Origin of the sequence: Collimonas sp. (assembly GCF_039923675.1) — a bacterium.
Classification (GTDB): domain Bacteria; phylum Pseudomonadota; class Gammaproteobacteria; order Burkholderiales; family Burkholderiaceae_D; genus Collimonas.
In genome coordinates this window covers 1-14,624 of sequence record NZ_JBDTCG010000082.1, presented here as the reverse complement: position 1 = coordinate 14,624, position 14,624 = coordinate 1, and the positions used below count along the sequence as shown (strand labels likewise).

Here is a 14,624-nt window from a genome sequence, read left to right as displayed (position 1 = left end):
TGCTGTGGAAATTTAAGTACTGCTCGTTGGAAGCCCGACAAACCTGCTGCGCGGCGCAATCTCGGCACTGCGATGCTCACCGTACCTCCGTACGGCTGCGCTTCTCCTACCGAGATTACACCGCTCGCGACGGTTTTTCGACCCTCCCTATCAAGTTACTACGACTTATTGCGTGACCGGGTTCGGCTTGTCCGGATTGATACCATACTTGGTAATCGCGGCGACGACAACCGAGGCTTCGATCTTGCCTTCATCGGCCAACGCTTTCAATGCTGCTACGGCAACATAATGGCGGTCGACTTCGAAGAATTCACGCAGCTTGGCGCGGGAATCGGAGCGGCCGAAGCCGTCGGTGCCCAAGACCTTGAAGGTGCGGCCGGCCGGGATGAATGCACGGGTCTGCTCGGCAAACGTGCGCATGTAATCGGTCGAGACGATGATCGGGCCCTTGGTGTCTTTCAAGCACTGGGTGATATGCGCCAGCCGCGGTGCGTCCGTCGGGTGCAGCATGTTCCAGCGCTCCACGTCCTGGCCGTCGCGGGCCAGCAAGGTGAACGACGGCGCCGACCAGACATCGGCATCCACGCCCCAGTCGCTGGCGAGCAAAGCTGCGCCTTCGATGACTTCGCGCAGGATCGTGCCGGAACCCATCAGCTGTACGCGCTGCTTGTTCTTCTTGCCGCCTTCTTGCAGCAGGTACAGGCCCTTGATGATGCCCTCTTCCTGGCCTTCCTTCAGACCAGGATGGCTGTAGTTCTCGTTCATCAGCGTCAGGTAGTAGAACACGTCTTCCTGGTTGGTGACCATGCGGCGCAAACCGTCGTGCATGATGACCGCGACTTCGTGCGAGAAGGTCGGATCGTAAGGCACGCAGTTAGGAATGGTCGACGCCAGCACATGGCTGTGGCCGTCTTCATGCTGCAAGCCTTCGCCATTCAATGTGGTACGGCCAGCGGTGCCGCCCAGCAGGAAACCGCGGGCGCGCATGTCGCCGGCAGCCCAGGCCAGGTCGCCGATACGCTGCAGGCCGAACATCGAGTAGTAGGTGTAGAACGGAATCATGACCCGGTTGTTGGTCGAGTACGACGTCGCCGCGGCAATCCAGGAACTCATGCCGCCCGCTTCATTGATACCCTCTTGCAGAATCTGGCCGGCCTTGTCTTCACGGTAGTACATCACCTGGTCTTTATCGACCGGCTCGTACAGCTGACCGACCTGGCTGAAAATACCGATCTGGCGGAACAAGCCTTCCATACCGAAGGTACGTGATTCATCGACCATGATCGGCACCACGCGCTGGCCCAGGCTCGGATCGCGCAGCAGGGTGTTGAGGACACGCACGTAAGCCTGGGTGGTGGAGATCTCACGGCCTTCGGCAGTCGGTTCCAAGGCGCCCTTGAATGCCGACAGTTCCGGCACGATCAGCACTTCGTCGGCTTTCTGACGGCGTTGCGGCAGGTAGCCGCCCAGTTCTTTGCGGCGGGCGTGCAGGTATTGCATTTCCGGGGTGTCGTCGGACGGCTTGAAGAACGGGATTTCCGCCAGCTTGTCGTCCGGGATCGGCAACTGGAAACGGTCGCGCATAGCCTTGATCGCCTCGTCGTCCAGCTTCTTGGTGTTGTGCGCCGTGTTGCGCGCTTCGCCTGATTTACCGAAGCCGTAGCCCTTGATACTCTTGACCAGCAATACGGTCGGCTGGCCCTTGTGTTCTTGCGCCACTTTGAAAGCAGCGTAAATCTTGTGCGGATCGTGGCCGCCGCGCGTCAGGTGCCAGATATCGTCGTCCGACATCTTGCTGACCAGTTCCAGCAATTTCGGATGCTTGCCGAAGAAATGCTTGCGCACGAAAGCGCCATCCTTGGCCTTGTAGTTCTGGTATTCGCCGTCGACGGTTTCCATCATCACGCGCTGCAGGATGCCTTCCTTGTCGCGCGCCAGCAGATCGTCCCAGCCAGCGCCCCAGATGACCTTGACGACGTTCCAGCCGGCGCCGCGGAAATCGCTTTCCAGTTCCTGGATGATCTTGCCGTTGCCGCGCACCGGACCGTCCAGGCGTTGCAGGTTACAGTTGACCACGATGACCAGGTTGTCGAGTTTCTCGCGACCGGCCATGCCGATGGCGCCCATCGATTCCGGCTCGTCCATTTCACCATCGCCGCAGAAGGCCCAGACCTTGCGGTTGGCGGTATCGGCGATGCTGCGTGCGTGCAGGTATTTGAGGAAACGCGCCTGGTAGATCGCCATCAACGGGCCGAGGCCCATCGAGACGGTCGGGAATTGCCAGAAATCCGGCATCAGCTTCGGATGCGGGTAGGAAGACAGGCCTTTGCCGTCGACTTCGCGACGGAAATGCAGCAGTTGGTCTTCAGTCAGGCGGCCTTCGAGGAAAGCGCGGGCGTAGATGCCGGGCGAAGAATGGCCTTGGATATACAGCAAATCGCCGCCGTGGTTTTCAGACGGGGCATGCCAGAAATGGTTGAAGCCGATGCCCAGCATGTTGGCCAGCGAAGCAAAGCTGGACAGATGGCCACCGAGGTCGCCGTCGAGGCGGTTGGCCTTGACCACCATCGCCATCGCATTCCAGCGCATCCACGAGCGCAGGCGCTCTTCGATTTCCAGGTTGCCGGGGCAAGGCTCGCCCATATGGGCAGGGATGGTGTTAACGTAAGCGGTGTTGCTGGAAAACGGAATCTGGGCGCCGCGACGACGGGCCAGGTCAACCATTCTTTCCATCAGATAATGGGCGCGTTCAGGACCTTCGGTTTCAATAACAGCTTCGAGCGCATCAAGCCACTCTTGGGTTTCTATGACATCTGGATCGTTGGCGGCTTGGGCCAAAACCTGGTCGAGCTGGGCTGACATGCTGAGTCTCCTGAATTTGTGCGCCTGTCCGATTTTGTGTATCGGATTAGCGGGTTGGGTCGCAAGCATCTACGTCACTTTGTAGACGGACGCCAAATTCTAACAGGAGTTTTTTCCATTTCCAAATAGCGATATGACGTTTCATATTATGAAAATATGCTGCATAGCAAGGCAAATTATCGTAAAAATCTCAATCTCAAAAGCAATGTCATTGACTCAAAAGCAAAATATAGACCGTTATTTGTATGGCGCGGCGCAACAATAATTACATATAAACATCATAAAATTGCGACTTATAGCTGATTCGATATAACAACAGCCGTAAATCCAAATAAAAAAGCGCTGGACCAGAGGTGGCCAGCGCATTTTTATTTCCCCAAAAACAGCTTCTGTTTGATGCGATGCCGGATTCCATGGCTTGCAGCAACTTTCTTGAGACAGATGGGCAGGTCCGTCATGTGCTCATCTGCACTCCTGTATTTACATTACCTGGCAACTTTGACAAAGTCGCCCTTCAAGGCAACGCCAGCCATGATTGCTCCTGCGTGGCATTCGAATTCCGTCGCACTTGCATGCTCGACATTATTGTAATTACTCGCAATATTAGTGACAGCGTTCGCGCCTATGCTCTGTGCATGCTTTTGCAAACTCAGCATTGCGGACAGGAACGCCCAGTTGCAGGCTTTTTCATCGGACTTGCCAAAGGCATTGGTCTTCTGGCTGGTTTTGTTGCTACCGAGTTTCTCCAGCACCGCCGGCGCCGGTTGATTGCCGAAATAAAAATGCACGCTGTCGCCTAGTCGGCTTTGCGCATCGTTGTCCGCCATCGCCGCGCCCACCGGCAGCATCACGATCCTGTCTACGGCTTGCGCCGGCAGGGCGGTTAACAGTATTCCTGCGGCAGCCGCCATCATCAACATCAGATTTTTCATTTTTTCCCTTGGTTTTAATGATTAAAAATACCCGGCTGCATGACGGCCAGGCTATGCCGCCTTGCCGCCATTCTTTTTGGAACCGATACGGCTTTCTTTCCCGGCCAGCAGATTGCCGATGTTCTTGGCATGGCGATATATCAGCAAGGCGCTCATCACTACAATCGCCAGCAGGATCATGTCAGGCCCTTCCATCAAGGTGTAGAAGAAAGGCGCAAACACACTCGCTATCAATGCCGCCAGCGAGGAATAACGGAAGGCGTAGGCAATGATCAGCCAGGTGCCGATGGTAGCCAGGCCCAGCCACGGATTGAGGCCTATCAAAATGCCCAGCAAGGTAGCGACGCCCTTGCCGCCGGCGAAGCGGAAAAATACCGGCCACAGGTGCCCCAGGAAAACCGCTACCGCCGCCAGCGCAACGGTGCCGTCGCCAAGGCCGAATTGCGGCCCGTATCTTTGCGTCAGCCACACCGCCAGCCAGCCCTTGAACCCGTCGCCCAGCAGGGTCAGCGCCGCCGCCGGCTTGTTGCCGCTGCGCAGGACGTTGGTGGCGCCGGGATTATTGGAGCCATAGGTGCGCGGATCGCCCAGCCCGAACAGTTTGCTGGTGATGATGCCGAATGAAACCGAACCCATCAGGTAGGCGGCAATCACGAATAACGATGTGTACATGCGTGTCTCTTTCTTTTTATCTTAATCAATGTAGGTTGACGCTCATTCTTCCAGCGCACACCGGACCGCTTGCGCTTGCAGCAGATCGACCACGATCTGCGGCGCCACGCCGATCAGATAGCCGCGCCGGCCACCGTTAATATATATCTTCTGCAAACCCAGGATGCTTTCTTCTATATAGACCGGCAGCTGTTTGCGCGTGGCGAACGGCGAAGTGCCGCCGATCAGGTAGCCGGAATGGCGGTTGGCCACCTCCGGCTTGCACGGCTCGACGGATTTATGGCCGGTTTGCCGCGCCAGGTTCTTGGTCGACACCTTGCGGTCGCCGTGCATCAGGATGATCAGGGGTTTGGCCGCCTCATCCTGCATGACCAGCGTCTTCACCACATGATGTTCATCCACGCCCAGCGCGCGCGCCGATACCGTGGTGCCGCCATGTTCCTCATAGGGATAGGGATGTTCGGAAAAGAGCGCACCGTGCTTGCGCAGGAATTGCGTGGCCGGGGTCTCTGAAATGTGTTTTGTCATACCGGGAATTTGAATGCAGCGCCCGTGTGGAGGCGTCTGCTTGCAAATGATCTTTTCGTAAAACCGATGCAGCGACATCACAGATCGCGGAAGTGACTTGGCCCCTGATCCGCCATCCATTGGGTCAGACTGCCATCATCGTGCTTAAGGCTGCTTCGGCTCTTCGCTCGTAGGTTCGCCCGCCGCAGGCTCGACGCCTTCGTCCGCACCCTCTTCGGCTTCAGTTTCGGAAGAACCTTTCTCCAGCTTGCGCTTCAGCTTTTCTTCCTTCTTTTTTTTCTTTTCCAATTCTTTTTGCCGTTTTTCGTACTGAAAATTCGTTTTTGCCAATTGCGCCCCCTAAATAGACTCTTGAATGATGTACTACAGGATACAGGAGAATAATTGGGAAGATGCAGAATTCAATGGCTCGGGATATTAACAAATCACCTATTTATTATTTCAATATAGCAACTCTTTAAAACCACTTCAACCGCGCGGATGGTGCGCTGCGTGCAAGGCTTTCAGACGCTCCCGCGCCACATGCGTATAAATCTGCGTAGTCGATATGTCGGCATGCCCCAGCAACAGCTGCACCACGCGCAAGTCCGCGCCATGGTTAAGCAGATGGGTGGCGAACGCATGGCGCAAGGTATGCGGCGACAAGGGAGCGTTGATCACCGCCTTGGCGGCGTATTTCTTGATCAGGGTCCAGAACATCTGGCGCGTCATGGCGCCGCCGCGTGCCGTCACGAACAGGGCGTCGTCCATCTGGCCGTTCAGGATCTGGCCGCGCGCGTCTTTCAGATAACGCACGATCCAGCTGCGCGCCTCTTCGCCAAACGGCAGCAAGCGGGTTTTATTGCCCTTGCCGGTGATGCGCAAGACGCCTTCGTTCATGCCGACTTCCAGCGATTTCAGCAACACCAGCTCGGATACCCGCAAGCCGCTGGCATACATCAGCTCCAGCATGGTGCGATCGCGCAAGCCGAGCGGCGTATTGACGTCGGGCGCCGCCAGCAGTGCTTCCACTTGCACTTCCGACAATACCTTGGGAAAGCGCGGCGGCTGCTTGGCCGAGCGCAAATGCAGGCAGGGATCGGTGCTGATACGGTTTTGCCGCAGCGCAAGCAGATAGAAACGCTTCAGCACCGCCAGACGGCGGTTCGACGAGGTGGCCTTGCTGCTGTCGTGTTTAGCCAGGAAATAAGCATTCAGGTCGCCGGCCTGGACTGCAAACAGCGGTTTGCCGTCCGGCTGCTCCTGCAGCCACAGCGCAAACAGCGTCATGTCGCGCCGATAGGCTTCCAGCGAATTCTTGGCAAGGCCGTCTTCCAGCCACAAGCTATCGCAAAACTCGTCGATCGCGGTTTGGTGGTCGGGGTTCAGTGCTGGTCTGGCCTGCAACTCGGCCTTGGATCTTCTCACAGACCGGTCACGCCTTCGTGTTGCAGCAGCCAGCGTTTGACTCGCAGATGAAAGCCGTCTGCGTCATCGTGATGAGAAAAGCCGCCGATGCCGCCGGAAGCGGTCACCCGGTGGCAAGGGATCACCAGCGGAAACCAGTTGGCGCCACAGGCCTGCCCTACCGCGCGCGGCGCGGATTCGATCAGTTTGGCGACCTGGCCGTAGGTGAGGATTTCCCCGCGCGGTATCGCGGCAATCACTTTCCACACCCGGTGCTGGAAAGCGGTGCCCAGCGGCGCCAATGGCAAGTCGAAGCGGAAATCAGGTTGTGCTAAATAACGACACATCTGGTCCGCCACGCGCGCCGACAAGGCATCGCTGGCGTCTTTTTCGTGGAATGAGGGAGGCAGATAAACCAGCTCGCGCAGCAAACCGGCGTCGGTGCGTATACCGATGGCGCCGAATGGCGCGGCGACCACGGCGGTGAAATGCTGGGCGGGAAGCTGGCCGCCGGCTACGCGCTTCAATGGACTATAAGAAATAATATTCATAGCCACAGCATAAAATAAAAAAGGCGCATCTGTCGATGCGCCTCAAATTACTCCGTGTGCAATCCCGGCTGTTTATACAGCTTCATTTGGACTGCACGGTCTCCTCAGTATCCCCGGTATCAATACCGTTCTTATGCACCACCACCTGTAACTCTGTGATTCAAGCGCGTTGCCGCTTTCTTCTGCTGCTTAAAAATCTGAATCCTGTGCTGCATCAACTGTGCCGCATACAACTACTGCAAAGCGAAAATCTGGAATCCGGTCCGATCACTGCAAGCGTTTATTTTTGTCTTGCAATGTCAAATTGTGGTCGCACTGTAACAGGTGTTACCCGGATTTAACAAATAATTTATATGAATCATTTTGGCTAAACAACATAGGCTTAGACTAAACCCTTATCAAACCGGTCAGGTTAATTTCCACACGGAAATTAATGACAGCGCAACCATTGGACATTCAGCCATAACATCAAGTCTACCCCGTCGCCAGACTGCTTTCTTACAATATCCGCCACTCCATGCATATCGTCAACCTGTTGCCGCTACCGTATTAAACGGCCGACGTCACGCCATGTTGCTGCAAGGCCCAAGCCACATGTTCCCGCACCAGTTCTGACGGATCCTCGCCGCGCGCCTGCAGAGCTGCAATAATTTCAGGCGTGCTGACGCCAGCCGCGGCAGCATTGCCGAGCCCGACCGCCATATTGCGCAACCAGCGCTGATGGCCGATGCGGCGGATCGGGCTGCCCTCCATGCGGCTGTTGAACTGTTCCTCGGTCCAGCCGAACAATTCCACCAGCGTGGCCTGGTCAAGACCGTTGCGCACATCGAAATCGCCCAGTGTCGACGGCTGCGCAAATTTATTCCAGGGACAAAACAGCTGGCAATCGTCGCAGCCGTAAACCCGGTTGCCGATCAGCGGTCGCAGTTCAAGCGGAATGCTGCCTTTCAGCTCGATCGTCAGGTAGGAGATGCAACGGCGCGCGTCCAGCTTGTAGGGGCCGATAATCGCCTGGGTCGGACAGACATCGATGCAGGCGCTGCATTGGCCGCAATGGGAACTCGTGGCCTCATCGACCGGTAGCGGCAAGTCGGTCAGGATTTCGCCAAGAAAAAAGAATGAACCGGCTTCGCGATTCAGCAGCAAGGTATGTTTGCCGCGCCAGCCGAGACCGGCTTTCTGCGCCAGCGCCACTTCCATCACCGGCGCCGAATCGGTAAACACCCGATAGCCGAACTCGCCGATTTCGTCCTTGATGCGGTCCGCCAGCTGTTGCAACCGCGAACGGATGACCTTGTGATAGTCGCGGCCGCGGGCATACAACGATATGGTCGCCGTGCCGGCAGCGGCGGGCGCCAGCCGGGCCTGCTCAAGCGGCCGCCATAGGTCCGGCGCATCCTGGAATGCGCGCGGCAGGTAATCCATGCGTACCGCAATCGCCCGGATCGTCCCCGGCACCAATTCGGCAGGCCGGGCGCGCTTCATTCCGTGCGCTGCCATATAATCCATCTCACCGTGATAGCCGAGCGCCAGCCACGCCTGGAATCCGGCCTCTTGCTGGGCCAGGTCGACGTCGCTGATACGGATATCGGCAAAACCGAGTTCGCGCCCCCACGCCTTGATGGCAGTGGCGAGCGCCGCCAGATCGGGATCCGGCGGGGTTTTGTGCGCATTTTGCTGCGTATTTTTCTGCATAAGATGCTGCTGTGTTGCTGCCATGGCTGGTGCGATTCAAAAAAGACACGAATGAATTTACTATAGAGGACTATGTTACGCGATGCCGCATTTTACAACCCGCCTGCACGATGAAGCCGGCACCAATGCCCTGGGCGCTGCCTTGGCCCGCGCTTTGTTGCCCGGATTGGCGATCCATTTGCATGGCGATCTCGGCGCCGGCAAGACCGCGCTGACGCGTGCCTTGCTGCACGCCGCCGGTTACCAGGGCCATGTAAAAAGTCCGACTTACACGTTAGTGGAACCTTATTCCATCCTGATAGACAAACAGAGCGTCGAAGTGATGCACTTCGACCTCTATCGGATGGCCAGTCCGGATGAATTCCTGGAAGCCGGTTTTCGCGAATACTTCAACCAAAGCACCATCTGCATCGTCGAATGGCCGGAAAAAGCTGCCGCAGCGTTGCCGCCACCCGACATCAGTATATTACTCAGCGTTTCCAGTGTTTCCGGCAAGGGACGTGATGTAGAATTGCAGGCGTTATCTGATAAGGGTAGTCAATGTCTCGCTCGACTGAAATTTGCACCAAACCTCTAAAATCGAAGACCCGCCGCACCGTGCTGAAGGCGGGCGGAACCCTGCTCTTTTCAGTACTGGTGCCGACATTGGCGCACGCCGCGCAAATTGTCGCGGTACGGGTCTGGCCCGCAGATGACTACACCCGCGTCACGCTGGAAAACGATTCCGACCTGAAAACCAGCCATTTCGTGGTGCAGAACCCGGATCGCATGGTGGTCGACATCGAAGGCATCGAACTCAATTCGACCCTGAAGGAACTGGTCGCCAAGATCCAGCCTAACGATCCCTATATCAAGCAAGTCCGCGTCGGCCAGAACCGCCCGGGCGTGGTGCGGCTGGTGTTCGACCTCAAGGAAGAAGTCAAACCTCAGGTGTTCACCCTGCCGCCGGTGGCCGGCTACCAGCACCGGCTGGTGTTCGACCTGTACCCGGTCAACCCGCCTGACCCGATCGCGATGATGATCGAAAAAGGCGAATGGCCATCCTCCAATCCGGGCGAAGTCGCACCGCCGGTAGCGCAAACCAAGCCGGATCCGAAGCCGACGCCGCCATTGCAGCCGCAACCGGACCAGCCGCAAATTGCCCGCATCGACCCCAAGCCGGACCGCACTTCCAACCTGACGCGCATGATCACCATCGCGCTCGACCCAGGCCATGGCGGCGAAGACCCGGGCGCCACCGGCAGCGGCGGCAATCACGAAAAACACGTGGTGCTGTCGATCGCCAAGCGCCTCAAGGCCAGGATCGAACAACAGCCAAACATGCGCGTGATGCTGACGCGCGATGCCGATTTCTTCGTGCCGCTCGGCGTGCGCGTGCAAAAAGCCCGCAAGGTACAAGCCGACCTGTTCGTCTCGATCCATGCCGATGCTTTCGTGACGCCATCCGCGCGCGGCTCGTCAGTGTTCGCCCTGTCGGAAAAAGGCGCCAGCTCGACCGCTGCGCGCTGGCTCGCCAACAAGGAAAACTCGGCCGACATGATCGGCGGCATCAACATCAAGAGTCATGACCGCCAGCTGGCCAGTGTGCTGCTGGATTTGTCGACCACGGCGCAAATCAACGACAGCATGAAACTGGGCGGCGCGGTACTGGGCGAAATCGGCGGCATCAACAAACTGCACAAGGGCTCGGTCGAACAAGCCGGCTTTGCGGTGCTGAAGGCGCCGGACATTCCGAGCATCCTGATCGAAACCGCCTTCATTTCCAATCCGGAAGAAGAAGCCAAGCTGACCGACAATGCGTACCAGGACCAGATGGCGGATGCGATCCTGAAAGGCATCAAGAAATACTTTGCCCACAATCCGCCGCTGGCAAGGAATGTTCTGACCTGAGGTACTGGCCTCAAGGCTGAAACAGGCATGGCATTAAAACAATAAGGGCCGGCTGCAAGATACGCAGCCGGCCCTTATTTCATTCGGCGGTACAGCCAGTCGTCCGACTCAAGCGCCGCGCATTTTCTTGTAGAACTTCCACAGGCCGCCCAGCGCCACCGGCACGATCGCTGCGCCGACCCCGATCAGGACGATCGTGTTCAGGTGATCGCGGATGACAGGGATATTGCCGAAGAAATAGCCGGCCGACACCAGGCCGATCACCCAGATGAGTGCGCCGGTAATATTAAAGAATTGGAACTTGGAAAAAGTCATTTCCGAGACACCCGCCACAAACGGCGCGAAAGTGCGCACGATCGGTACGAAACGCGACAGGATAATCGTCTTGCCGCCGTGGTGCTCGTAAAACGCATGGGTCTTTTGCAGGGCCGTCTTGTCCAGCCAGCGATAATCGTGGGTGTAGACTTTATGCCCGATCAGGCTGCCGATCCAGTAATTCAGTGTATTGCCGGTAGTCGCCGCAATGATCAGCAACCCCATCAGCAGCCAGATATTCATTTCGCCGGTCGCGCAAAACGCGCCGCCGATGAACAGCAAGGTATCGCCGGGCAAAAACGGCAATACCACCAGGCCGGTCTCGCAAAAGACGATCAGGAACAGCACCATGTACACCAAAGTGCCATATTCCCGAATCAGGAACCCCAGGGATTTATCGACATGCAGGATGATGTCGACGAATTGCATAAAGTCCATAAACCTAGATTCCTCAGTTGACCGCTAATTTATATATAGAAAGTCTTATGCACACTGACTTTCTTTTGTTGAATAAAGTTCACTACATCGGGTGAAAGTGCTACCGGCTCGCGCCTGTCTCAGCGAGGAACCGCGGCTGATTATTCCTAGGGTAGCGCCGGAATAATACACTACCGCGGACGGCAAAATGCCGGATTCGGCAATTGTTTACCCCGCAACCGCCATGGTGATGGCTGATGCTGGCTAGGCAAGCAGCTAGCGAGTACGGGGGCTCGACCGGTCCGGCTTCGGTATAATCGCTGCATGAATGCACCGCTCTCCCCCATCCGCTCCATCCAGCAGCTACCCGACAACCTGATTTCGCAAATTGCGGCAGGCGAGGTGGTCGAACGGCCATCCGCCGTGGTCAAGGAATTGCTGGAAAACGCCCTTGACGCCGGCGCCAGCCAGATCACGGTCCGGCTCGAACAAGGCGGCGTCAAGCGCATCGCCATCACCGACAACGGCCGCGGCATCACGCCGGAACAATTGCCGCTGGCGCTGGCGCGTCACGCCACATCCAAGATCGCCTCGCTGCACGATCTGGAAAACGTCGCCACGCTGGGCTTTCGCGGCGAAGCGCTGGCCTCGATCGCCTCGGTGTCGCAACTGACCCTGACTTCGCGCACCGCGGATGCCGCGCACGCGTCGGAAATCGATGGCGGCACGCTGGCAGTCACACCATCTTCCGGCGCGCAAGGCACCACCGTCGATGTCCAGGATTTATATTTCAATACGCCGGCCAGGCGCAAGTTTCTCAAATCCGACCAGACCGAGTTCGGCCATTGCGCCGAAGTGGTCAGGCGCATTGCGCTGGCGCGGCCGGATGTATCCTTTTCGCTGACCCACAACGGCAAGACCGTCGACCACTGGATCGTCACCGAAATGGCCAAGCGCAGCGCCGGCATCCTCGGCCACGAATTCGCCAACGCCCGCCTGGCGCTGGACGAAGCCGCCGGCCCGCTGCGCCTGCACGGCTTCGTCGGCTTGCCGACCGCCTCCAAGGCGCGCGCCGATGCACAATACTTCTACGTCAACGGCCGCTTCGTGCGCGACAAGCTGCTGGTGCACGCCGTGCGCGCCGCCTACCAGGACGTGCTGCACGGCGACCGCTACCCCTCCTATGTATTAGGCCTGGACCTCGATCCGGCGCTGGTCGACGTCAATGTGCACCCGTCGAAAATCGAAGTGCGCTTCCGCGACAGCCGCGCGGTTCACCAATTCGTGTTCCACGCCGTCAGCCGCGCACTGGCGCAAACTTCCGCCACCTCGTTTGGCGCGACGCCTGCGCCGCTGGCATCGCCCAGCAGCGCCATGCCGTGGATCCGCGGCTCGCAAGAGCATCTGCAAGCGATCCTGCAACCCGGCGCGCAGCTACCGCCTCAAGTGCCGCAGCAACAAACCTCGTTCGGCCCGCAATTCGCCCCGAGCGCACACGGCATCGCGCAAACCACCGCCAATTACGGCGCCTTGTTTACGGATAATCCCCGCCCTGCCCGCGGCGCGCCGAGCTACCAGGCGATCCCGCAAGCCGACAACCAGACCTTGCCCAGCGATGATTTCCCGCTCGGCTTCGCCCTGGCCCAGCTACACGGCATCTACATCCTGGCACAAAACACCAAGGGCCTGGTGCTGGTCGACATGCACGCCGCCCACGAGCGCATCCTGTACGAACAGCTCAAAGGCGCGCTAGATGAAGACGCGATGCAAGTGCAGCCGCTGCTGATCCCGGTGACCTTCTTTGCCGATGCAGTGGAAGTCGGCACCGCCGAAGAAAACCAGGAAACCTTGCACGCGCTAGGCTTCGACATCGCCGCCATCTCGCCCACCACGCTGGCGGTGCGCTCGGTGCCGGCCTTGCTGAAGAACGCCGATGCGCAAACGCTGGCGCGCGATGTCTTGCGCGACGTGCGCGAATTCGGCGGCTCACGGGTGCTGGTGGAACGCCGCAATGAACTGCTCGGCACGCTGGCCTGCCACACCGCGGTGCGCGCCAACCGCAGCCTGACCGCACCGGAAATGAATGCCCTGCTGCGCCAGATGGAAGCCACCGAACGCGCCGACCAGTGCAATCACGGCCGCCCGACCTGGAGCCAGCTGGCGCTGTCCGACCTGGATAAACTCTTCTTGCGCGGCCAATAGCCGTCCGGAAAACGCGGAACATTCGCAGAAAAAAGCAGCATGCCATCACCTTCAGCAAGACCCGGAAATAAACCGCTGGTAGTCGCCATCATGGGCCCCACCGCGTCCGGAAAAACCGCATCCGCACTGGAAATCGCCCGCCACATTCCGTCCGAAATCATCTCGGTCGATTCAGCGCTGGTATACCGCGGCATGGACATCGGCACCGCCAAGCCCAGCCGCGTAGAACTGGACGCCGTGCCGCACCACCTGATCGACATCATGGAGCCGACGCAATCCTATTCGGCCATGCAATTCCGCGACGACGCCTTGCGCCTGTTCGCAGAAATCCATGCGCGCGGCAAGCAAGTGCTGATGGTCGGCGGCACCATGCTGTATTTCAAAGCCCTGCGCGACGGCCTCGACGCCCTGCCGCAAGCCGACCCGGCGCTGCGCGCCCGACTGGACGCCGAAGCCGCCGTGATCGGCGTACCCGGCATGCACACCAAACTGGCGCTGCTTGACCCGGTTACCGCAGAACGCCTCAAACCCAACGACAGCCAACGCATCCAGCGCGCCCTGGAAATCATCGAACTGAGCGGCCAGACCATGTCCTCGCTACTGACCAACCAGCCGGCGCCGGAACTGCCGTTCGATACACTGCCGATCGCCCTCGAACCATCCGACCGCAGCGTATTGCACGGCCGGATCGCCCAGCGCTTCGACCTCATGCTGGATCCAGAGAGCGGCGGCTTAATCAAGGAAGTCGAAACCCTGCGCGCCCGTGGCGACCTGCACCTCGGCCTGCCATCGATGCGCTGCGTCGGCTACCGGCAAACCTGGGAATATCTGGACGGCCAGTACGGCTACCAGGAATTACGCGAAAAAAGCATCGCCGCCACCCGCCAGCTCGCCAAACGCCAGCTGACCTGGCTGCGCGCCATGCCCGACCGGATCGTGATTGACTGCATCGGCGATCATGTTGTGGATACCGTACTGGCAACAGTCACAAATGCCTTGAAACGCCCATAACACGCCTTAATTGCCGTTTCACAGCACCAGAAGCCTGTTTTTCTTGACAGCATTTGAAGAAATGCGTCATAATTTAGGGCTTCATTGGTGATATAGCTCAGTTGGTTAGAGCACAGCACTCATAATGCTGGGGTCGGTGGTTCAAGTCCACCTATCACCACCA

At 58.3% G+C, this 14,624-nt stretch carries 13 protein-coding genes and 1 tRNA gene; 5 read left to right on the top strand and 9 right to left on the bottom strand.

The features are described from left to right. Positions 1–165 precede the first annotated feature (165 nt). The 8 genes from aceE to queG all read right to left on the bottom strand — a co-directional run bounded on the left by aceE (position 166) and on the right by queG (position 8,626). A complete protein-coding gene (aceE, locus tag ABI171_RS17840; protein ID WP_348093879.1) occupies positions 166–2,862 on the bottom strand; it encodes a pyruvate dehydrogenase (acetyl-transferring), homodimeric type in 2,697 nt (898 codons plus the stop codon). A 485-nt stretch (positions 2,863–3,347) separates the two neighbouring features. Then, positions 3,348–3,794, bottom strand: a complete 447-nt coding sequence (locus ABI171_RS17835) for an excinuclease ATPase subunit (protein ID WP_348093878.1) — start codon at positions 3,792–3,794, stop codon at positions 3,348–3,350. A 51-nt stretch (positions 3,795–3,845) separates the two neighbouring features. Then, entirely contained in the window at positions 3,846–4,466 is a 621-nt protein-coding gene (gene plsY / locus ABI171_RS17830; protein ID WP_348093877.1) for a glycerol-3-phosphate 1-O-acyltransferase PlsY, read from the bottom strand. Positions 4,467–4,508: 42 nt separating this feature from the next. Beyond that, a complete protein-coding gene (ybaK, locus tag ABI171_RS17825) occupies positions 4,509–4,994 on the bottom strand; it encodes a Cys-tRNA(Pro) deacylase (RefSeq protein WP_348093876.1) in 486 nt (161 codons plus the stop codon). 144 nt (positions 4,995–5,138) lie between these two features. Next, the gene (locus ABI171_RS17820) at positions 5,139–5,324 is read right to left on the bottom strand and encodes a hypothetical protein (protein WP_348093875.1); all 186 of its coding nucleotides are present in this window, start codon (positions 5,322–5,324) and stop codon (positions 5,139–5,141) included. A 138-nt stretch (positions 5,325–5,462) separates the two neighbouring features. Further along, on the bottom strand, positions 5,463–6,401 hold the full coding sequence (gene xerD, locus ABI171_RS17815) for a site-specific tyrosine recombinase XerD (RefSeq protein ID WP_348093874.1): 939 nt from the start codon (positions 6,399–6,401) through the stop codon (positions 5,463–5,465). Continuing rightward, positions 6,398–6,931 carry a methylated-DNA--[protein]-cysteine S-methyltransferase gene (locus ABI171_RS17810; protein ID WP_348093873.1) on the bottom strand — a complete coding sequence of 178 codons (534 nt, stop codon included), beginning with the start codon at positions 6,929–6,931 and terminating at the stop codon, positions 6,398–6,400. Before ABI171_RS17810 ends, xerD begins: the two co-directional genes overlap by 4 nt. Before the next feature lie 549 nt (positions 6,932–7,480). Continuing rightward, positions 7,481–8,626 (bottom strand): tRNA epoxyqueuosine(34) reductase QueG, encoded by a 1,146-nt coding sequence (gene queG, locus ABI171_RS17805; protein ID WP_348093872.1) that lies wholly within the window; start codon positions 8,624–8,626, stop codon positions 7,481–7,483. Positions 8,627–8,708: 82 nt separating this feature from the next. Here queG and tsaE point away from each other — a divergent pair, with 82 nt between their 5' ends. Both tsaE and ABI171_RS17795 read left to right on the top strand, forming a co-directional pair. After that, the gene (tsaE, locus tag ABI171_RS17800) at positions 8,709–9,203 is read left to right on the top strand and encodes a tRNA (adenosine(37)-N6)-threonylcarbamoyltransferase complex ATPase subunit type 1 TsaE (RefSeq protein WP_348093871.1); all 495 of its coding nucleotides are present in this window, start codon (positions 8,709–8,711) and stop codon (positions 9,201–9,203) included. Beyond that, positions 9,167–10,516: an N-acetylmuramoyl-L-alanine amidase gene (locus ABI171_RS17795; RefSeq protein WP_348093870.1), complete on the top strand. Its 1,350-nt coding sequence runs from the start codon at positions 9,167–9,169 to the stop codon at positions 10,514–10,516. Before tsaE ends, ABI171_RS17795 begins: the two co-directional genes overlap by 37 nt. Before the next feature lie 108 nt (positions 10,517–10,624). Here ABI171_RS17795 and ABI171_RS17790 read toward each other — a convergent pair whose 3' ends face one another. Then, a complete protein-coding gene (locus ABI171_RS17790) occupies positions 10,625–11,269 on the bottom strand; it encodes a VTT domain-containing protein (protein WP_348093869.1) in 645 nt (214 codons plus the stop codon). A 303-nt stretch (positions 11,270–11,572) separates the two neighbouring features. Here ABI171_RS17790 and mutL point away from each other — a divergent pair, with 303 nt between their 5' ends. The 3 genes from mutL (at position 11,573) to ABI171_RS17775 (ending at position 14,624) form a co-directional block, all read left to right on the top strand. Further along, complete coding sequence (gene mutL / locus ABI171_RS17785) at positions 11,573–13,450, top strand: DNA mismatch repair endonuclease MutL (protein WP_348093868.1); 1,878 nt, start codon at positions 11,573–11,575, stop codon at positions 13,448–13,450. A gap of 39 nt (positions 13,451–13,489) precedes the next feature. Further along, complete coding sequence (gene miaA / locus ABI171_RS17780; RefSeq protein WP_348093867.1) at positions 13,490–14,461, top strand: tRNA (adenosine(37)-N6)-dimethylallyltransferase MiaA; 972 nt, start codon at positions 13,490–13,492, stop codon at positions 14,459–14,461. A gap of 86 nt (positions 14,462–14,547) precedes the next feature. Further along, positions 14,548–14,624: transfer RNA gene (locus ABI171_RS17775), tRNA-Met, on the top strand.

Coding starts and splice junctions, on each gene's coding strand:
- tsaE (WP_348093871.1), top strand. CDS start 8,709: ATGCCGCATTTTACAACCCGCCTGCACGATGAAGCCGGCACCAATGCC.
- mutL (WP_348093868.1), top strand. CDS start 11,573: ATGAATGCACCGCTCTCCCCCATCCGCTCCATCCAGCAGCTACCCGAC.
- ybaK (WP_348093876.1), bottom strand. CDS start 4,994: ATGACAAAACACATTTCAGAGACCCCGGCCACGCAATTCCTGCGCAAG.
- ABI171_RS17835 (WP_348093878.1), bottom strand. CDS start 3,794: ATGAAAAATCTGATGTTGATGATGGCGGCTGCCGCAGGAATACTGTTA.
- miaA (WP_348093867.1), top strand. CDS start 13,490: ATGCCATCACCTTCAGCAAGACCCGGAAATAAACCGCTGGTAGTCGCC.
- ABI171_RS17810 (WP_348093873.1), bottom strand. CDS start 6,931: ATGAATATTATTTCTTATAGTCCATTGAAGCGCGTAGCCGGCGGCCAG.
- queG (WP_348093872.1), bottom strand. CDS start 8,626: ATGCAGAAAAATACGCAGCAAAATGCGCACAAAACCCCGCCGGATCCC.
- aceE (WP_348093879.1), bottom strand. CDS start 2,862: ATGTCAGCCCAGCTCGACCAGGTTTTGGCCCAAGCCGCCAACGATCCA.
- ABI171_RS17795 (WP_348093870.1), top strand. CDS start 9,167: ATGTCTCGCTCGACTGAAATTTGCACCAAACCTCTAAAATCGAAGACC.
- plsY (WP_348093877.1), bottom strand. CDS start 4,466: ATGTACACATCGTTATTCGTGATTGCCGCCTACCTGATGGGTTCGGTT.
- ABI171_RS17790 (WP_348093869.1), bottom strand. CDS start 11,269: ATGGACTTTATGCAATTCGTCGACATCATCCTGCATGTCGATAAATCC.